This window comes from Pseudomonas sp. DE0157, from assembly GCF_007678615.1.
GTDB classification, from domain to species: domain Bacteria; phylum Pseudomonadota; class Gammaproteobacteria; order Pseudomonadales; family Pseudomonadaceae; genus Aquipseudomonas; species Aquipseudomonas parafulva_B.
Map to the genome: position 1 here is coordinate 1 of NZ_VEJN01000001.1, position 19459 is coordinate 19459.

The window sequence follows — 19459 nt, forward strand, 5'->3', positions numbered from 1 at the left end:
AAACCCTAAACTTGGCTCAGCAATCTCAAATGACTATGTGATTTCTCGCATGGTCACTTGTGATGCTGATAATCTTTCTGACTATCAGTCCGTACTCACAAGCACCCACACGAATTGCTTGATTCGATTTGTTAAAGAGCGTTTGGCTGAGCGCGTTTCGTCTCAACCGAGGCGCGCATTCTACGCTTTCCTCACTGCCTGTCAAGCGTTTATTTTGAAGTTTATTTCGAGAAACTCGTTCAACTTCAAACACTTGACTCGCTTCGATCTCTCGTAGCGGGAGGCGAATTCTACAGCGCTTCAACACGCTGTCAACCTTCTTCTCAACCGCTGCCGATCTGTTCGATCGTAGCCCTTACAGCACCACCCGAACTAGCTAACCCATTGAATCTCAAGGAGTTTCGCGTTCCGATGTCGCTGGAAGTGGTGCGCATTATAAGGGGATTCGAAACCGCGTCAACCATTAATTTCAGAAATCGTGAGATAAGTGCCTGTCACCTTCCAAGGCCACCTCGAACCGCCCTCCCCTTGCTGCGGTTCACGCGCGCAAGCGAACGCGCAACAGCCGGTATCCTCAGCACCATCAACAACATCCCAATAAAGGCATAGACAGCCCACTCCCGCAGGTCAGAGCGTACGATCCACAGAAAATGCAGCAGCCCCAGGCCCAGTACTGCGTAGACCAGCCTATGCAGCTTCTTCCACCGCGCGCCCAGGCGGCGCTGGCTGTAGCGATTGGACGTGACCGCCAACACCAGCAAACCCAGCAAACCAAGGGCACCCACGATGATGTACGGTCGCTTGCGCAGTTCTACCGTCAACTGTCCCCAGTCCAACCCCAGGATGAAGAACAGGTACGCCAGCACATGCAACACGATGTAGGCAAACACCCACAGCCCGAGCTGACGTCGCACCACGATCCAGCCCGGCCAACCGGTAACCCGCTGCAATGGCGTCATGCACAGGCTGATTAACAGAAACACCAAGGCGCCCAACCCCAACCGGTCCATCAACACCTTGCCCGGATCAGGGCCCAACAGGCTGGCCGATGCCTCATACAGCCACCAGGCCGGAAATACGCAGCCTGCCATGAATATACCTAGACGAAACCAGGGATATCTCATCAGTAGTTCTTCCGCAGATCCAGCCCGTCATACAGCGACGCCACCTCATCGGCATAGCCGTTGAACATCTGTGTCTCTCGCACATTGGGACTGAACAGCCCGCTAGGCAACCTGCGTTCACGAGCCTGGCTCCAGCGCGGGTGGTCGACGGTCGGGTTCACGTTGGCATAGAAGCCATACTCATCCGGAGCCAACCCCTGCCAAGTGGTTTTCGGTTGCTCTGCCACCAGGCTGATGCGCACGATCGACTTGATGCTTTTGAAGCCATACTTCCAGGGCACGACCAACCTGAGCGGGGCTCCGTTCTGGTTCGGCAGCTCCCGGCCATACATACCGACTGCCAGGATGGCCAGCGGATGCATCGCCTCGTCCAGGCGCAGCCCCTCTTCATAAGGCCAATCGATCAGTGCAAAGCCAGAACGCTGGCCAGGCATGCTCTTGGGATCCTCGAGGGTTTTGAAACGGACGTAACGGGCCTTGGAGGTGGGTTCGACCTGCTTGAGCACGTGTGCCAATGGGAAGCCCAGCCACGGAATGACCATCGACCACGCTTCCACGCAGCGAAGTCGATAGACACGCTCTTCGAGTTGGTAGGGTTTGACGAAGTCCTCCAGTGCATAGCGACCGGGTTTACCCACTTCCCCATCAATGACAACGCTCCAGGGTTCGGTCTTAAGGCTGCCTGCGTTCGCAGCCGGGTCGCCCTTGTCGGGCCCGAACTCATAGAAGTTGTTGTAGTGGGTGGCATCCTTGAAGGGGGTCACGGCTTCGTTTTGGACCGTCACCGCCTGCCAACGGGTACCAGGCAGCTTTTCGGCAAACCAGGCAGGCGCCTTGCCAGCCTGTACGTCAGGGTAGCGAGACGGCTCGCCGGCCAGAACGTTGCCCGGCAACGTACCCAGTGCCAAACCCGCGAGCGAGCCACCCATCAGGGTGCGGCGTGAGAGATAGAGGCCTTCAGGGGTGATCTCCGACGCCTTGCATTCGCCTGACCTGGGAAGCTTGATAAGCATGAGCGGCTCCATAGCACTGGGTAACGGATGTACCAGTAAGACTATGGAACCGGAGGGTTATTCCACAATTAAGGGATTGTCACCCTTTGCGACGACGCGAGCGCAGCAGGAACTGGATAGGGCCGGAAGCCGCATAGGCCAGGAAGGCCAGCAGCAGAATGCGCGGAGGATCGCTGAAGACCACTGCGAACACCAGCACCACGGCAAGGATCGCCACGAAAGGCACGCGCCCCTTGAGGTCAAGTTCCTTGAAGCTGTTGTACTTGATGTTGCTGACCATCAGCATGCCCGCAGCCGCCACCAGAAGCGCCACCAGGAACGAGAGCTTCGAGCCCTGGATGCCATAGTCGCTGAACGCCCATACCGTACCGGCCACCACGCCGGCTGCAGCCGGGCTGGCCAGGCCGATGAAGTAGCGTTTGTCGGCGGTGCCCACCTGTGTATTGAAACGCGCCAGACGAAGCGCAGCACCGGCCACATAAATGAAGGCCACCATCCAGCCGACCTTGCCCATGTCACCCAGCGCCCAGCCAAAGGCCAGCAGCGCGGGGGCCACGCCGAAGGCGACCATGTCCGACAGCGAATCGTACTCGGCGCCGAAGGCGCTCTGGGTATTGGTCATGCGCGCTACCCGGCCATCGAGGCCATCGAGCACCATGGCCACGAAGATGGCGATGGCAGCAAAGGCAAAATACTTGCTCGCTTCGCGCGGGTCGCCAGCGCTCAGGGCACTCTGTGCGTTCATCGAACTGATGATGGAATAGAAACCAGCGAACAGGTTCGCGGTAGTGAACAGGTTGGGCAGCAGATAAATGCCGCGATGACGCACCTTGCGCCCTTCGTCGTCATGCCCCTCTTCAATGTGCTCATCGACAGGTAGCAGGCTTTCGGCGTCGGAGGGCTTGTTCGGCTCTTCGGGACGTTCGCTCATGGAGGGTACCTTGCAACAGGATGGAAAAAGTTCGACACGGGCCCGCTAAACAGGTTCTGACGGCGGGCCACTGGTCTGCTTTATACCAGAAGCTGGCTGCCAGAACGAAAAAACGCGGCCTAAGCCGCGTTTTTCATCGTTCGATAAACCTTAGTTCTTGGTCTTGTCGACGATCTTGTTGGCCGAGATCCACGGCATCATCGAACGCAGCTTCTCGCCGATGACTTCGATGCCGTGCGCGGCGTTGTTACGGCGCTTGGCGGTCATCGATGGGTAGTTGGTAGCGCCTTCGGAGATGAACATCTTCGCGTACTCGCCGTCCTGGATGCGCTTGAGTGCATTGCGCATCGCTTTACGGGATTCTTCGTTGATGACTTCTGGACCGGTCACGTACTCGCCGTATTCGGCGTTGTTGGAGATCGAGTAGTTCATGTTGGCGATACCGCCTTCGTACATGAGGTCAACGATCAGCTTCAGCTCGTGCAAGCACTCGAAGTAGGCCATTTCCGGGGCATAGCCGGCTTCGACCAGGGTCTCGAAACCAGCCTTGACCAGTTCGACGGTACCGCCACACAGCACAGCCTGCTCGCCGAACAGGTCGGTTTCGGTCTCGTCCTTGAAGGTGGTTTCGATGATGCCGGTACGGCCACCGCCTACACCCGAGGCGTAGGACAGGGCGACGTTCTTGGCGTTGCCCGAAGCATCCTGGTAGATAGCGATCAGGTCAGGGATACCGCCACCTTTGACGAACTCGGAGCGCACGGTGTGACCCGGGGCTTTCGGGGCGATCATGATCACGTCGAGATCGGCACGTGGAACCACCTGGTTGTAGTGGATCGCGAAGCCATGGGAGAACGCCAGGGTAGCGCCCTTCTTGATGTTCGGTTCGATTTCCTGCTTGTACAGCTGGCCCTGGAATTCGTCCGGGGTCAGGATCATGACCAGGTCGGCAGCGGCGACTGCCGAAGCTACGTCGGTCACTTTCAGGCCGTGGGCTTCTGCCTTGGCAACGGTGGCCGAACCTTTACGCAGACCGATAGTGACATCCACACCGGAGTCTTTCAGGTTGCACGCCTGAGCGTGGCCCTGGGAGCCGTAGCCGATGATGGCGACTTTCTTACCCTGGATGATGGAAAGGTCGCAGTCTTTATCGTAGAAAACTTTCATGAAATACCCCTGGTTATATCCCGGCCCCAATGGAGCCATCGCTAATTTATTGTTGAATTCAGATGCTGAGCACTTTGTCGCCACGGGCAATGCCGGTAACGCCGCTGCGCACGGTTTCGAGAATCGATGCAGTGCCGATGGCCTGGATGAAGCTGTCCAGCTTGTCGCTGGTGCCGCTCAGCTGCACGGTGTACACGCTGGCAGTCACATCGACGATCTGGCCACGGAAGATATCCGTGGTGCGCTTGATCTCGGCACGCTGGGCACCGGTGGCCTTGACCTTGACCAGCATCAGCTCGCGTTCGATATGAGCGCTTTCCGACAGGTCGACAAGCTTGACCACTTCGACCAGCTTGTTCAGGTTCTTGGTGATCTGTTCGATCACTTCGTCATGGCCAACGGTGGTCAACGTCAGACGCGACAGGGTCGGGTCTTCGGTCGGCGCCACGGTCAGGCTTTCAATGTTGTAGTTGCGCTGGGAGAACAGGCCGACCACACGGGACAAGGCACCCGGTTCGTTTTCCAGCAGCAGGGAAATGATGTGCCGCATATCAGGTACGCTCCGTCTTGCTCAGCCACATGTCACGCATCGAGCCGTCCTTGATCTGCATCGGATAGACATGCTCGCTGCGGTCAACCGCGATGTCGATGAACACCAGGCGATCCTTCATCGCGAAGGCCTCTTCAAGCTTGGGCTTGAGGTCCTTCAGGCTGGTGATGCGGATGCCCACATGGCCATAGGCCTCAGCCAGCTTGATGAAGTCAGGCAGCGACTCGACATAAGAGTGCGAGTGACGGCCGTTGTAGGCCATGTCCTGCCACTGGCGAACCATGCCCAGCACACCATTGTTCATGTTGACGATCTTGACCGGCAGGCCGTACTGCATGCAGGTCGACAGCTCCTGGATGTTCATCTGGATGCTGCCTTCACCGGTTACACAGGCAACGTCCTGATCCGGGAAATTGAGCTTGATGCCCATCGCTGCCGGGAAGCCGAAGCCCATCGTGCCCAGGCCACCGGAGTTGATCCAGCGGTTGGGTTTGTTGAAGCGGTAGTACTGGGCAGCGAACATCTGGTGCTGACCCACGTCCGAGGTCACGAAGGCATCACCGTTGGTGACTTCGCACAGCGTCTCGATGACTTTCTGCGGCTTGATGACATTGCCGTCGCCCTTGTCATAAGGGAACAGTTCGCCATTGCCACGCCATTCATCGATCTGCTTCCACCAGGCATCCAGCGCCGCCTTCTCAGGCTGTTCGCCGATTTCCTTGAGAATGCCGATCATCTCGGACAACACGCTGTCCACTGGGCCAACGATCGGTACGTCGGCCTTGATCATCTTGGAGATCGAAGCCGGGTCGATGTCGATATGGATGATCTTGGCGTTCGGGCAGAACTTGGCCGGGCCGTTGACCACACGGTCGTCGAAACGCGCACCGACGGCGAAGATGACATCGGCGTTGTGCATGGCCATGTTGGCAGTGAAGCTGCCATGCATACCCAGCATGCCAAGGAACTGGCGATCGGTACCCGGGAAGCAGCCCAACCCCATCAGGGTATTGGTGACCGGCAGGTTCAGCGACTTGGCGATCTCGGTCAGGGACTCGGACCCACCGCCCAGGATCACGCCGCCGCCGGCGTAGACGATCGGGCGCTTGGCGGCCAGCAACATTTCTGCTGCCTTGCGAATCTGCCCGGAATGCCCGCGCACCGCCGGGCTGTAAGAGCGCAGCTTGACCTTCTTGGGGTACACGTACTCGAATTTTTCGGCCGGGTTGGTCATGTCCTTGGGGATATCGACCACTACCGGACCTGGGCGGCCGGATTGCGCCAGGTAGAACGCTTTTTTCAGGATTTCCGGAATCTCGGTCGGGTTCTTGATCATGAAGCTGTGCTTCACGATAGGCCGGGAGATACCGATCATGTCGGTTTCCTGGAAGGCATCGGTACCTACCATGGTGCTAGGCACCTGGCCGGACAGGATGACCATCGGAATGGAGTCCATGTAGGCAGTGGCAATGCCCGTGATGGCATTGGTCGCACCCGGGCCGGACGTCACCAGCACCACGCCGGCCTTGCCGGTAGCGCGGGCGTAGCCGTCAGCCATGTGCGTCGCCGCCTGTTCGTGGCGAACCAGGATGTGCTCGACTTCCGGTTCCTTGAACAGCGCGTCGTAGACGTGCAGGAGAGCACCACCAGGGTACCCGTAGATGTGCTTAACGCCTTCGTCGCGCAAGAAGCGGACGACCATCTCAGCGCCAGATAAAAGCTCCACGTTGTTCACCTCTAAAACGCCAGAATACCGCCCCAACAGGCGGGTCTTAATAGGTTTACTGCCAAGCAGAGCATGAGCGAACGTCAGCACTGACTGAGCAAGTATTGGGAGCTCCCCAGAGTGTTGCGGGGGTTTCCCACCCAGCGCGAGGTAACGCGTTGCGGGGTGTAACAGGTCGGCGCGGGTGTGCGCCTCATGATCTGCTTAGCGGGTCTGCTTCTGGCAGTCCCACTACAGCGGAAGTTGGATTCTTGTGATTTGGCGGCGACAAGTCAAGAAAAATTATTGCCAATTTTCAGCCAAGATGAATTCCTGGCACCACTAAAAATCACTAAAGCAGCAGAAAAATTAAGATTTCTATAAAAAAGGGCCACAATCTGCGGCCCTTGAAGGAAAATTGGAATAAATCAGGCGGTCGGGGCGATCAATTGGTCGAATGCTGCCAACAGCCGGCGCAGCTCCCGGCTCTGCTCCGGCCGGTTCACGAACACGGTTTCAGCCATGGTGAGGATCCCCGACGCGTTGGGCAATGGGTGACCCAACTCGATGATGATCTTCATACGCGGCAGAAAAATCCACTGCAGCCACTGCTCGAAACGCAGGGTGTCGACCGCGAAGGGCACCGTGCTCTCCAGTGCATCGTCCTCAGGCGCCTCGTCGTCCCACCAACCTTGCACCTGCAACTCACGCTCGATCAGCATCAGGTGGTCGGCGATGGCCAGTACCCGCGGCTGCACCGTCACGAGCTCACCCGTGCTTTTTGCCGTGCCTGCGCTGCCCCGGCACTGTCGCCTTGCTTCTCACGCGCCTGGGCGATCGTGTTCCACAACTCGGCCTGCAGGCTCGGACGCCCATTGGCATAGGTCAGCGCACGACGCGCCAACTGCTCGGCCTGCGGGGCGTCACCCTGGGACAGCCTGACCTGCGCCAACCGGTAGAGTACCTGCGGCTCCCGCGGCGCGATCCGCTGGGCCCGCTCTAGGCTCGAGGCAGCGCCGTTGAAATCGCCGCTGCCCTGCTGCGTCTGAGCGGTGGTCAGCAGTGCCAGCACCGGCCCATCGAGCTGTTCGTCAGCAGACAACCCGCCGCCAGCGCCGCTACGCGGAATACCGGTTGGCGCGCTGCTGGCCTTGGGGGCCGACGCGCTGTTCATCGACGCAATATCGAAAGGCTCGTCGGCAATGGGGTTAGGGTCAGTGGTGATCGGTTGGGCGTTGACCGGCTCGGTAGTGATCGGCGTCGTGCTGATAGGCGCCGCGCCATTGCCGGCAGGGAACGTCTGGATGCCGGACGCCCCGGCCCCCTGGGGAATCATCACCGTGACGCCGGAGTCTTCCGGCAGGGTCTGCGCCTGGGGCGTGCCGGCATTGATGCCAGGGGCCTGGCGCTTGGCCGTGACGCGCTCGCTGTTGGACACGCGGGTACTGGAGTCGACCACCGGTATATTGCCGCGAGGCACGCTGGAGCACCCCTGGAGCACCACCAGCGCCGTCACGGCAGGAAACAGCCACTTGTTCACGTCACACCTCTTCAATGCAGCCTGTGCTTAATTCATCCAGCCCTTGACCCAGTCCATGACCGATTCAGCTGGATTCTGCTCGCCGCCACAGGTCGCGCCGGCAGGCGGTTCACTCCCGCGAATATACGGCATCTGCACGGCCCCCGGACAGCTGCTGTCAGACCCCTGGCCGCTGTAGGGATCAATCCAGGCCTGCACCACGTTGTCGGGCTGGGGCATGTCGAGCGGCAGTGGGTCGGCTTTTTTCATGAAGCTGGTCCACACCTGCAGCGCGCCGGTAGCGCCGGTGAAGGGCGTTTTACCGTTGTCGTCGCGCCCCATCCAGACCACCGCCAGCAGGTCCTGGCTGAAGCCTGAGAACCAGCTGTCACGCGAATCGTTGCTGGTACCGGTCTTGCCCGCCAGGGTGAGGGTACGCGGCAAGGTGTTGTACACCGAGCGCCCGGTGCCTTCCCGCATGACCCGCTGCATGGCGTTCTGCACCAGGTAGATGGCCGCAGGGTCGAATGTCTGCTGGATCTGGAACGGATAGCGCTTGAGCGGCTCGCCTTCGGCCGTCAGTACGCTGCGAATACCGCGCATCGGCGTGTTGAAGCCACCGTTGGCCAGGGTCTGGTACATGGTCGCGACCTGCATCGGCGACATCCCGCCTGCACCCAGCAACATCGATGGGAACGCCGGCCAGTCCACGTCCACACCCAGTCGCCCAATGGTCTTGATCACGTTCGGCACACCTACTTCCAGGCCAAGCTTGGCGGTGGACAGGTTGTACGAATGCGCCAGCCCCTGGTACAGGTAGATGGTGCCGTGCGAACGCCTGTCGTAGTTTTGCGGGCGCCACACCTGTCCGTTGGCAGCCTTGACCGAGAACGGTTCGTCCTGCACCCAGCTGGTCAGGGTGTACTTGCTCGGCTGCTCGAGGGCCGTCAGGTACACCGCCGGTTTGACCAGAGAACCAATCGGGCGCACGGCATCGATGGCGCGGTTGAAGCCGGCAAAGCCCGACTGGCGGCTGCCGATCAGGGCCTGCACCTCGCCGGTTTCAGGGTTGGTCACGACCATTGCCGATTCCACCTCGTCGGCGCCCTTGCGCCCGGCCAGGCGCTTGAACGTCTCGTTCATCGAGGTTTCGGCTTTCATCTGCAGGATCGGGTCGAAGCTGGTGAAAATTCGCAGCCCCTCTTCGGTCAAGTCTTCGTCGCGGTAGTCCTGGCGCAGCTGGCGCTTGACCAGGTCCAGGAAGGCCGGGAACGAGCTGTCGGCCAAGCTGCCGCGCTTGGTGACGCCCAGGGGCATCTTCTTCGCCGCATCCACTTCGGCCTGGCTGGCCACGCCCTGTTCGGCGACCAGGTCCAGTACCAGGTTACGCCTGGCCAACGCACGTTCCGGGTAACGGCGCGGGTTGTAGTAGGACGGGCCCTTGACCATGCCGACCAACAATGCGATCTGGTGCAGCTTGAGCTCGGACAACGGCTGGCTGAAGAAGAACTGGCTGGCCAGGCCGAAACCATGCACGGCACGCTGGCCGTCCTGACCGACGAACACTTCGTTGAGGTAGGCCTCCAGGATCTCGCGCTTGTCGTAATGCAGTTCCAGCAAGACCGCCATCATCGCCTCGGTCAGCTTGCGGCTCAGGCTGCGCTCACTGGTGAGGTAGAAGTTCTTGACCAACTGCTGGGTCAGGGTACTGCCGCCCTGGCGCATCGATCCGGACGAGGTATTGACCCACATGGCCCGCGCGATGGATTTGGGCGACACGCCCATGTGACTGTAGAAATCGCGGTCTTCAGTGGCCACAAGGGTTTCGAGCAGGTACTTGGGCACCTGGTCGATCTTGATCAGGATGCGATCCTCGAGGTTCTTAGGGTAGATGCCGCCGATCATCAGCGGCTCCAGCCGGACCACATCCAAGGCCTTGCCATTGGCGCCCGCAAGCCCTGCCACGTAATCACCGGAAAACCGTACACGCACGAACTGGGCAGGTTCCATGCCCTCATAGAACTGGAAGCCACGGGTATTGAGGTCTACCGTGTTGCCGTTCACCGCTGCCGCGCCTGGCCCGTTGGCGGCACTTTCACGGCGATAACCCAGCGCGTCGAGTTCGGTGAGGAAGTCATCCTTGCTCAGTTTCTGGCCGGTGAACAGCTCCAGCGGCCTGGCATACACCTTGGCAGGGATGGTCCAGCGCTTGCCGGAAAACTTTTCCTGCACGACGGCATCGAGGTAGACCGCGAAGCCGGCGATGATCACCAAGCCGACCAGGCTGAGCTTCAAAGCCCAGCCCAGCCAGGCACGGGAGCGGCCGGTCGGGCGTTTTTTAGGGGTACGGGAATTTCGAGATCGAGTCATGGCGGCGGATTATACGCACTTTACTGAGGCTGGGCAGGCGGCCCGGCGGTAGGCAGGGACGGCACCATTGACCATAATGGCCGATTCGAATTCCCTGCCCCCGGAAGGATTTCCCGTGAGCCAAGCCCTCATCACTGCGTTGCAGAACCCTGCCCTGTACCCCCACCCCGTGGATGGGTTCCACCTCATCGAGACGCATATCTCCTGGGTATTGCTCACGGGTGAGTATGCCTACAAGATCAAGAAACCGATGAACTTCGGCTTCCTCGACTTCACCCACCTGGATCAGCGCCAGCACTTCTGCAACGAAGAACTGCGCCTGAATCAGCGCCTGACCGACGGTCTGTACCTGGAGGTGCTGCCGATCACCGGCAGCCCCGACGCCCCGCAGATCGGTGGAGAGGGCCAGGCAATCGAGTTCGCCTTGAAAATGCGTCAGTTCCCACAGGGACAGATGCTGTCCACACTTCAGGCCAACGGTGAGCTGACCGCTGCCCATGTCGACCAGATGGCCCGCCAGATCGCCGAATTCCACCTGCAGGCGCCTCGCGTCCCCGTGGAGCACCCGCTGGGTACGCCCGAGAGCGTGATGGCACCGGTGGAACAGAACTTCGAACAAATCCGTCCGTTTCTGAGCGACAAGGCCGACCTGCAACAGCTCGACGCCCTACAAGCCTGGGCCCGCAGCAGTTTTGACCGTTTGCATGGGCTGCTCGAACGCCGCAAGGCCGAAGGTTTCATTCGCGAATGCCACGGTGACATTCACCTGGGCAATGCCACGCTGATTGATGGCCAGGTGGTGATCTTCGATTGCATCGAGTTCAATGAGCCCTTCCGCCTGACCGACGTGTATGCCGACACCGCCTTCCTGGCCATGGACCTGGAGGACCGCGGGCTCAAGTGCCTGGCCCGGCGTTTCATCAGCCAGTACCTGGAACTGACCGGGGACTATGAAGGGCTGGAATTGCTCAACTTCTACAAGGCCTACCGCGCACTGGTACGTGCCAAGGTCGCGCTGTTCAGCATGCCTGCCGACGCCGATGGCGTACAGAAGGCCACGACCCTGCGCACCTACCGCAACTACGCCAATCTCGCAGAAAGCTACAGCGCCATCCCTTCACGCCTGCTGGCCATTACCCATGGGGTTTCGGCTGTCGGCAAGAGCCACGTAGCCATGCGCCTGGTCGAAGCGCTGGGCGCCGTGCGCGTGCGCTCGGATGTGGAACGCAAACGTCTGTTCGGCGAGCAGGCGCAAGACGCGACGGGCCAGTTGAGCGCAGGCATCTACGATCAAGAGGCCAGTGCTGCCACTTACCAGCGCCTTCATCAGATTGCGGCTACCGTGCTGCGGGCAGGCTTGCCGGTGGTGCTCGACGCCACCTACCTCAAGCATGCACAGCGCCAGGCTGCCGCCGACGTCGCCAGCCAGACTGGCGTACCGTTCCTGATCCTCGACTGCCATGCCCCGGATGCCGTGATCAGCAGCTGGTTGCAGCAACGCCAGGCGCAGAGCCAGGACCCGTCGGACGCTACTTTGGAAGTCGTTCAGGCCCAGCAGGCAAGCCGTGAGCCGTTGGCTGCCGAGGAAGTCGCGTTGAGCACGCCGGTAGACACCCAGGCGAGCAGCAGCATGGACCATGTCATCGAGCAAATCCGTCAGCGCTTGCCCGGGCTCTGATGCCTGACACGGCAAGCCGCCATTTCAAGCAACGCGCCTTCGACCTGCGGCCTTGTTAAAAGGCCGCGCACTTGTCCTGCCCCGCTACACTTCCTCTAACGGCATCCGCTCTTTCCTCAACCATCGCAAGGAGGCGTGATGAGCGAGGATCTTTACTGCCTGAAAAACCTTGGCAAGACTTCAGTCCAGTGGCTGAAGGCTGCCGGGGTGCACAGCTCGTCGGATTTGCGGCGGCTTGGCGCAGTCCAGGCCTACCTGGCAGTGAAGGCTCGCGGCTTTCGCGCTACCAAGGTCCTGCTGTTCGCCATCGAGGGCGCCCTGCTGGATGTGAACTGGAGAGCGCTGCCGCATGCGCGCAAGGCGGCACTGCTCGAGCAGCTGGAATCCGCGACTCAGCGCGAGGCAAAAAATAAAGTGCAATAAGCTATTGACCCATGAATGAGAATCGTTATGATTATCACAACTGGTCGCAAGACTGGTTGGATAACCTCAGAGCCCTTGGTTCGGACTCTCAGATTATCTCCTCATCAGGCTAATCACGGTTATTGACCCGGCAATTTGCCGGGTCTTTTTTTGCCTGGCTGTTCAGGCGAATGTCCGACAGCTTCATGAACACATCCTGCTTCTATTTCAGCGGGCGATGACCAACGGATGCCCCCGCTCAGGATGCGCCTGCACGATGACGTCGATTCCGAAGACAGCCTTCAGCGCCTTTGGGGTGAGCACACTGGCAGGGCTGTCCAGGGCGTAACTGCGTCCCTGTTCCAGTAACAGGATCCGGTCGCAGTACCGTGCTGCAAGATTAAGGTCATGCAGAATGAGCAAAACGCCAGCGCCACGGTCCGCGAAACGACGCACCGCCTCCAGGGTCGTGTGTTGGTGCAGCGGGTCGAGCATGGAGGTCGGCTCGTCGAGCAACAACGTCACGCCCTCTTCGCCCGGCCACAACTGCGCCATCACCCGTGCCAGGTGCACCCGCTGGCGCTCGCCGCCCGACAACGCCAAATAACTGCGCTGTGCAAGGTGTGCCGCGTCTGCCGCCTGCAAGGCCGCCTCCACAATCTGCGCGTCACGCTGGCGCCCGGTGGCGTGTGGCATGCGCCCCATGCCCACGACGTCCTGCACCTGGAAGGCAAAGCCTAGGCTGGCCACCTGCGGCAACACCGCCAACCGTTGCGCGCGCTCGGGGCCGGCCCAGTCCGACAGCGCTCGCCCTTGCAGCGTCACCCGCCCCTGCGCAGGCACGAGTTCGCCACTGAGCGCCCCCAGCAGGCTGCTCTTGCCCGCACCGTTAGGGCCCAACACACCGACGATCTGCCCAGGCGCCAGCTGCAGATCGATACCCCGCAGAACGTCCTGTTGACCACGGCGCAGGTAGAGGCCTTCGGCTTGCAGCATCACGCGCGTCCTCGGATCAGCAGGTACAGGAAAAACGGTGCGCCAATGAAGGCAGTGACGATACCGATGGGAAGTTCGGCAGGCGCCAACAGCAGTCGCGCTAGCAGATCGGCCATCAGCAACAAAGCGCCCCCTGCCAACAACGAGGCAGGCAATACCACCCGATGATCAGGGCCGGCCAGCAGTCGCACCAAGTGCGGCACCACCAGGCCAACGAACCCGATCAAGCCGGCTGCAGCCACTGCCGCCCCGACGCCCAATGCCGTGCAGAACACCAACTCCCGCTTCAAGCACTCGACGTCGATACCCAGATGCCGGGCTTCGGACTCCCCCAGCATCAACACATTGAGCGCCCTCGCCCGGCGAGGCAGCCAGAGCGAGATGCCCGTAGCGACCAGCAGCAGAGGCCAGATCCGCGCGTAACTGGCGCCATTGAGGCTGCCCAGGTTCCAGAACGTCAGGGTGCGCAGGGTGGCGTCATCGGCCAGGTAGCTGAAAAGCCCCACGGTCGCGCCGCCCAGTGCGGTCATGGCGACCCCGGCCAGCAGCATGGTAGCTACATTGGTCTGCCCGTCGCGCCTGCCCAGCCGGTAGACCAGCGCGGTCACACCCAGCCCGCCGAGAAACGCACAAAGCGACAACAGATACGGTGACAAGCTCTCGGGGACGTTACCCAGCCACCGAGCCCCAACGATCGCGACTGCCGCCCCAACCGCCGCACCGGCCGCCACGCCCACCAGCCCAGGGTCTGCCAGTGGGTTGCGAAACAACCCCTGCATGGCCACCCCGGACAAGGCCAGCACTGCGCCTACAGCCAGCCCCAGCAGCGTGCGCGGTAGGCGGATCTGGCCAATGATCATCTGCGCCTGCTGCAAACCCTCCGCTGAAAGCGGCACACCCACAAGCCGCAAGCTGGCCTGCAGCGTATCGGTCAACGGCAGGCTTACGGGCCCCAACGACAACGAAAGCAGGATGGCGAGCATGCATGCCAAGCCCAGCCAGATGAACAACGTGTGCGGTCGAATCCGTGGCCTCATGGCGCGAAGCGGATGTTGGCCGAAGGATAGAACGCTGCCGCCAGCACCTGAAGGCTGGCGGGCAAGCGCGGCCCCAGCCCTCCGACCAGCAGGGTCGGGTCGAGCTGAACCAGACGCTGATCGCGCACTGCACGCGAGGCGGCCAGTGCAGGGTTTTCTTTCAACAGGGCCTGCAAGGCGGCTTGATCGGCGAGCACGCGGTCCGAGAACACGATGACATCCGGGTCCAACGCCGCGAGCGCCTCGCTGGAAAAGTCCTTGTAGCCCTGATGGGTTGCAAGGTTACGTCCCCCGGCCTGCTTCAAGACCCAGTCCCCTGCCGTGCCGGCGCCTGCCAGCAGCGGCCTGGCCCCTGCATGACCTACCAGCAACACCACGCCGGGCGCGGGCTGCCCGGCTTGTGCCTGGCGTACCTTGTCGTGCAACTGGTCGAGCTGATGGCGAAAGTCTGCCGTCGCACGTGCAGCCTGTGCCTGGGCCCCCAACAGCTCGCCCAGGCGCTTGAGGTTCTGCCCCACGGCATCGATATCGGGCTGGCTGGAGAACACCTCGACGGGCACGCCGGCCCTGGTGATTTGCGCCAGCACCGGCGCTGGGCCCATTTCATCCGTACCTATCAACCTATCCGGGCGCAGGCTCAGAATGCCTTCAGCGGACAACTGGCGCTGATAACCAATGCTGGGCAGCGCTTTCAATGAGGCTGGGTGTTGGCTGGTGGTATCGACGCCGACCAGCCGCGGCTCAGCGCCCAACGCCACCACCCACTCGCTCAAGGCGCCGCCCGCACTGACCCAACGGCTCGGCTGGTCGGCTGCCAGGGCCTTGGCGCAGAGCAGTGGGCTGGCGGCGAGAACAAGCACGGCGGCAAGGCGACGCATCATTGGATTTCCTTCATCGGTTTGGCCCCCACACCTTGTAGCGGGCGGCAGAACTGCGCACCATGCAAAGCCAGGCGCAGCGAATGACAGCCATTTGATAATTGTTCGCATTGACGCGTCAAGTCGATGACCGCACCCAGAGTCAGGCCCGCCATGCACTTTCTTTGCCCCTCCCACGGCTTGCCCGAAGGCCAGAGCCGCCCGTTCGAGGTAGACGGCGTTCTGCTGCTGGGCGTTCGCCGCCAAGGTAGCGTTTATCTCTACCGAAACCGCTGCCCGCACCGTGGCATTGCCTTGAACGGGCCGCAGGAACGTTTTCTGGACGACAGCAACAGCCTTATTCACTGTAGCCACCACGGTGCGCTGTTTCTGATCGAAACGGGCGAATGTGTGTCCGGGCCTTGCGAAGGCGAGGCGTTGCAGGCCCTGGACTGCCTCGAAGACAGCCAGGGCATCTGGCTCAAGGCGTAAGGATCACCGGCAGGCGCCGGTCAATGACGATGCCCTCGGCATCCAGCCGGGTCCCATAGGCCAGCACTTCGACCCCCTCGGCCGCCGCAGCCTTCAGGGCCTGGGCATAGGCCAGGTCGATGTCATCGGCCGGTCGCACGGCCTCTATACCCGTCAGGTTGACGCAATACAGCTGAACCGCCCGTATGCCCTGGCGCGCCAGCTTGGCCAGCTCGCGCAGGTGCTTGGCACCGCGCTGGGTGACGGCGTCCGGAAACGCTGCCGTGGTGCTGTCGGCGTAACCCAGGGTCACGCTTTTGACTTCCACATAAGCCGGTGCACCGTCGAATTCCAGACGAAAATCGATACGACTGCCTTCTTCACCGTAGGCCACCTCCCGCTTGAGTGCAGTGAAACCTGCCAGCTCGGTGATGATCCCCGCACGCAGCGCCTCCTCCACCAATGGGTTGGCGCGCCCGGTGTTGACGCAGGCCAGCCTCCCTTGTGGGGTTTCGCTGATTTCCCAGGTGCCTGGCAGCTTGCGTTTCGGGTCGCTGGAGCGACTGAACCACACCAGGCCACCCTCGTGCATGCAATTGAGCATGGAGCCGGTGTTGGGGCAATGAATCGTCAGTTGCTCGCCAGTGGGCAGTTCGATGTCGGCCAGAAAGCGCTTGTACCGGCGCAGCAGCCGACCTTGTTCAAGGGCAGGAGAAAAACGCATCAGCCCTGCCAGCTCTGCAGGCCACGGGCGATACGCTGGACTGCTTGTTCCAGACGCGGGAGGCTCTGGGTGTAGGCGAAACGTACATGATGGCCGGCCAGGTGGCGACCGAAGTCCAGCCCCGGGGTAAACGCCACGTGTTCGGTTTCCAGGAAATGTCGGCAGAACGCGAAGGCATCCCCCCCGAAGGCGCTGATATCGGCATACAGGTAAAACGCGCCCTGGGGCTCTACGGCGATTTTGAAACCCAGGCTGCGCAGGGCTGGCAGCAGGTAGTCACGGCGTTTGGCAAATTCCGCACGACGCGCCTCGAAGATCCCGAGCGCCTCCGGCTGGAAGCAGGCCAGCGCGGCGTGCTGGGCCATGCTGGGTGCGCTGATGTAGAGGTTTTGCGCCAGTTTCTCAAGGTCAGCCACAGCATCTTCGGGTGCCACCAACCAACCCAGGCGCCAGCCGGTCATGCCGAAATATTTGGAAAAGCTATTTAGTACGAAGGCCGAATCGTCGACTTCGAGCACGCTGGGCGCGTCCATGCCATAGGTCAGGCCGTGGTAGATCTCGTCCACAACCAGATGACCGGCGCGGGCGCGCGTGGCTTGGGCAAGGCTGGCCAGCTCATCACGCCCCAGTACAGTCCCCGTCGGGTTGGCAGGTGAAGCCACCAGAGCGCCGACCGTATCGGCGTTCCAGTGTGCGTGCACCAGCCCTGCATCGAGCTGATAGTTCACCTCAGGCCCTACCGGCACCAACTGCGCCCCACCCTCGACCAAGCGCAGAAAGTGGCGATTGCACGGGTAGCCCGGGTCGGCCAGCAGCCAATGTTTGCCGGGATCGACCAGCAGGCTGCTGGCCAGCAGCAGCGCACCGGAGCCACCTGGCGTGATCAGGATGCGCTCCGGGTCAACGTCAAGACCATAGCGCTGGCCATAGAAACCGGCGATTGCCTGGCGCAGTGCAGGCAGACCGCGGGCGGCTGTGTACCGGGTGTGGCCTTCGGCAAGGGCGGCCTGCCCTGCGGCGACGATGGGCGCTGCCGTGGTGAAGTCCGGCTCGCCGATCTCGAGGTGGATCACGTCATGCCCGGCTGCCTGCAGCTCATTGGCACGCGCCAGCAGCGCCATGACATGGAAGGGTTCGATGGCGCGGCTGCGCGCACTGTAGGGTTGGGCCATGTCCTTCTCTCAATCGGGTCTAAACTTTGGATTCTACCCTTGCATGCAATCGAACGTACGGTTTGCGCCGGTGTCAGTAAGCAGGATCGGGCGGGCTAGCGCACCCCCGATCTATCTGGTAAGTTCGGCGGCTCGCAGTCGCAGGGCCGGCGGTCGCCGGAGATGGAGCATCCTGCGCATAGGATCAGATGAGTGAGAGGCGGTCTATTCATGTCCACCGTAGAAAAGCAAAAAACCGGTCAAACCATGTACGGTGTCGAGCCCTATCAAGAGACCAAGGGCGAAGAATACATGGGTGAGCCCATGAAGAAGCACTTCACCAAGCTTCTCAATGCCTGGAAAGGCGAGCTCATGCAGAGCGTGGACCGCACCGTGGACCACATGAAGGACGAAGCGGCGAACTTCCCCGACCCGGCCGACCGTGCCAGCCAGGAAGAAGAATTCGCCCTCGAGCTGCGTAACCGCGACCGCGAGCGCAAGCTGATCAAGAAAATCGACAAGACCCTGCAGAAGATTCAGGACGAAGAATACGGCTGGTGCGATTCCTGCGGTATCGAGATCGGCCTGCGCCGTCTGGAAGCCCGTCCGACCGCTGACCTGTGCTTCGACTGCAAGGAAATTGCCGAGAAGAAAGAAAAGACCGTCGGCAAAGGCTGATCGTCTTCTTCTCCAGCCGGGGCGCATCATGCGCCCCGCTTCATTTATGTACCCTGCCCGACCATGACCCAGTCCCGTTACACCGGCCGCTTCGCCCCCACCCCCAGCGGTTTCCTGCACTTCGGCTCCCTGGTAGCCGCCCTGGCTTCCTGGCTGGACGCCCGAGCCGTGGACGGGCGTTGGCAGCTGCGCATGGAGGACACCGACCCGCCACGGGAAATGCCCGGCGCGCGCGATGCCATCTTGCAAACCCTGGAACGCTACGGCCTGGAATGGGATGGCGAAGTGGCCTTTCAGAGCCAGCGCTTTGATGCCTATGCCAGCGTGGTCGACCGCCTGTTCAACATGGGCCTGGCCTACGCCTGCACCTGTTCGCGCAAGCAGCTGGAAGCGTACGGCGGTATCTACCCCGGTTTTTGTCGCAATGCCGGGCACGCCCGCGAAGGTGCGGCCATTCGTATCCGGGTGCCGGAGCTGACCTACCGTTTCACCGACCGGGTGCAAGGTGAGTACCAGCAGCACCTGGGCCGGGAAGTGGGCGACTTCGTCATCCAGCGCCGTGACGGGCTCTATGCCTATCAGTTGGCAGTGGTGCTCGATGACGCCTGGCAGGGCATCACCGACATCGTGCGCGGTGCCGACCTGCTCGACAACACCCCCCGTCAGTTGTACCTGCAGGAGCTGCTGGGTTTCACGCAGCCGCGCTATCTGCATGTGCCGCTGATCGTCCAGCCTGATGGCCACAAGCTGGGCAAGTCCTACCGCTCGCCGCCCCTGCAGGCCGACCAGGCTACCCCGCTGCTGCTGCGGGCGCTCAGGGCACTAGGCCAGGACACGCCCGCGCAGCTCGCAAGCGCCACCCCAGCCCAAGTACTGGCCGTGGCACGTGCCCAGTGGCGGCCCGAACGCATTGCCCAGCGCACCACGGTCCCTGAGGCCGACTTGCACTAGGCCGGGTTTCAATAACCCGCCCGCCTGAATCAAAAGGCCATGAAATTCAAACCCTTGGCCAACGCTGCCGATTCCCGCTAGCATCCGCCACGCCATATGCGCCAATAATAGATCCACACCCGCAGCGCCCAACCG

The 19459-nt window shown here is 61.5% G+C and carries 19 protein-coding genes; 5 read left to right on the forward strand and 14 right to left on the reverse strand.

Going from position 1 to position 19459, the window contains the following annotated elements:
- Positions 1-494 precede the first annotated feature (494 nt).
- From msrQ to mrcB, 9 genes are all read right to left on the reverse strand, one after another.
- The gene (gene msrQ / locus FS777_RS00005) at positions 495-1124 is read right to left on the reverse strand and encodes a protein-methionine-sulfoxide reductase heme-binding subunit MsrQ (protein WP_058639173.1); all 630 of its coding nucleotides are present in this window, start codon (positions 1122-1124) and stop codon (positions 495-497) included.
- Positions 1124-2137, reverse strand: coding sequence for a protein-methionine-sulfoxide reductase catalytic subunit MsrP (gene msrP, locus FS777_RS00010; protein WP_145253481.1), 1014 nt, complete (start codon positions 2135-2137; stop codon positions 1124-1126). Before msrP ends, msrQ begins: the two co-directional genes overlap by 1 nt.
- Positions 2138-2216: 79 nt before the next feature.
- On the reverse strand, positions 2217-3068 hold the full coding sequence (gene pssA, locus FS777_RS00015) for a CDP-diacylglycerol--serine O-phosphatidyltransferase (RefSeq protein ID WP_023533151.1): 852 nt from the start codon (positions 3066-3068) through the stop codon (positions 2217-2219).
- A 150-nt stretch (positions 3069-3218) separates the two neighbouring features.
- Positions 3219-4235: a ketol-acid reductoisomerase gene (gene ilvC, locus FS777_RS00020; RefSeq protein WP_058604733.1), complete on the reverse strand. Its 1017-nt coding sequence runs from the start codon at positions 4233-4235 to the stop codon at positions 3219-3221.
- Between the two features lie 58 nt (positions 4236-4293).
- The gene (ilvN, locus tag FS777_RS00025; protein ID WP_003250040.1) at positions 4294-4785 is read right to left on the reverse strand and encodes an acetolactate synthase small subunit; all 492 of its coding nucleotides are present in this window, start codon (positions 4783-4785) and stop codon (positions 4294-4296) included.
- A 1-nt stretch (position 4786) separates the two neighbouring features.
- Positions 4787-6511 carry an acetolactate synthase 3 large subunit gene (locus FS777_RS00030; protein WP_058639204.1) on the reverse strand — a complete coding sequence of 575 codons (1725 nt, stop codon included), beginning with the start codon at positions 6509-6511 and terminating at the stop codon, positions 4787-4789.
- A gap of 407 nt (positions 6512-6918) precedes the next feature.
- Positions 6919-7248 carry a YqcC family protein gene (locus tag FS777_RS00035; RefSeq protein WP_372239202.1) on the reverse strand — a complete coding sequence of 110 codons (330 nt, stop codon included), beginning with the start codon at positions 7246-7248 and terminating at the stop codon, positions 6919-6921.
- A gap of 2 nt (positions 7249-7250) precedes the next feature.
- Entirely contained in the window at positions 7251-8030 is a 780-nt protein-coding gene (locus tag FS777_RS00040) for a tetratricopeptide repeat protein (RefSeq protein ID WP_078477991.1), read from the reverse strand.
- Between the two features lie 27 nt (positions 8031-8057).
- Positions 8058-10379: a penicillin-binding protein 1B gene (gene mrcB, locus FS777_RS00045; RefSeq protein ID WP_058604735.1), complete on the reverse strand. Its 2322-nt coding sequence runs from the start codon at positions 10377-10379 to the stop codon at positions 8058-8060.
- A gap of 115 nt (positions 10380-10494) precedes the next feature.
- Here mrcB and FS777_RS00050 point away from each other — a divergent pair, with 115 nt between their 5' ends.
- Both FS777_RS00050 and FS777_RS00055 read left to right on the forward strand, forming a co-directional pair.
- Positions 10495-12057 carry a bifunctional aminoglycoside phosphotransferase/ATP-binding protein gene (locus tag FS777_RS00050; RefSeq protein WP_145253483.1) on the forward strand — a complete coding sequence of 521 codons (1563 nt, stop codon included), beginning with the start codon at positions 10495-10497 and terminating at the stop codon, positions 12055-12057.
- 138 nt (positions 12058-12195) lie between these two features.
- Positions 12196-12480: a TfoX/Sxy family protein gene (locus FS777_RS00055; protein WP_058639177.1), complete on the forward strand. Its 285-nt coding sequence runs from the start codon at positions 12196-12198 to the stop codon at positions 12478-12480.
- A 207-nt stretch (positions 12481-12687) separates the two neighbouring features.
- Here the strand turns inward: FS777_RS00055 and FS777_RS00060 are convergent, their stop codons facing one another.
- From FS777_RS00060 to FS777_RS00070, 3 genes are read right to left on the reverse strand one after another with little or no spacing between them, the layout of a single operon-like run.
- Positions 12688-13455, reverse strand: coding sequence for a heme ABC transporter ATP-binding protein (locus FS777_RS00060; protein ID WP_058639178.1), 768 nt, complete (start codon positions 13453-13455; stop codon positions 12688-12690).
- Positions 13455-14438 (reverse strand): iron ABC transporter permease, encoded by a 984-nt coding sequence (locus FS777_RS00065; protein ID WP_178091237.1) that lies wholly within the window; start codon positions 14436-14438, stop codon positions 13455-13457. Before FS777_RS00065 ends, FS777_RS00060 begins: the two co-directional genes overlap by 1 nt.
- Before the next feature lie 50 nt (positions 14439-14488).
- Positions 14489-15373: a hemin ABC transporter substrate-binding protein gene (locus tag FS777_RS00070; protein ID WP_058639180.1), complete on the reverse strand. Its 885-nt coding sequence runs from the start codon at positions 15371-15373 to the stop codon at positions 14489-14491.
- Between the two features lie 150 nt (positions 15374-15523).
- Here FS777_RS00070 and FS777_RS00075 point away from each other — a divergent pair, with 150 nt between their 5' ends.
- Positions 15524-15841, forward strand: coding sequence for a Rieske 2Fe-2S domain-containing protein (locus FS777_RS00075; protein ID WP_058639181.1), 318 nt, complete (start codon positions 15524-15526; stop codon positions 15839-15841).
- Here FS777_RS00075 and sfsA read toward each other — a convergent pair.
- Complete coding sequence (gene sfsA, locus FS777_RS00080; RefSeq protein WP_058639182.1) at positions 15831-16544, reverse strand: DNA/RNA nuclease SfsA; 714 nt, start codon at positions 16542-16544, stop codon at positions 15831-15833. The two genes, FS777_RS00075 and sfsA, sit on opposite strands and share 11 nt — an antisense overlap.
- Positions 16544-17716: a pyridoxal phosphate-dependent aminotransferase gene (locus FS777_RS00085; protein ID WP_058639183.1), complete on the reverse strand. Its 1173-nt coding sequence runs from the start codon at positions 17714-17716 to the stop codon at positions 16544-16546. Before FS777_RS00085 ends, sfsA begins: the two co-directional genes overlap by 1 nt.
- Before the next feature lie 210 nt (positions 17717-17926).
- Between FS777_RS00085 and dksA the strand changes: the two genes are divergently transcribed.
- Together dksA and gluQRS are read left to right on the forward strand one after the other, a co-directional pair.
- Positions 17927-18373: an RNA polymerase-binding protein DksA gene (dksA, locus tag FS777_RS00090; RefSeq protein WP_023533176.1), complete on the forward strand. Its 447-nt coding sequence runs from the start codon at positions 17927-17929 to the stop codon at positions 18371-18373.
- 63 nt (positions 18374-18436) lie between these two features.
- Positions 18437-19324: a tRNA glutamyl-Q(34) synthetase GluQRS gene (gluQRS, locus tag FS777_RS00095; RefSeq protein ID WP_078477988.1), complete on the forward strand. Its 888-nt coding sequence runs from the start codon at positions 18437-18439 to the stop codon at positions 19322-19324.
- Positions 19325-19459 lie beyond the last annotated feature (135 nt).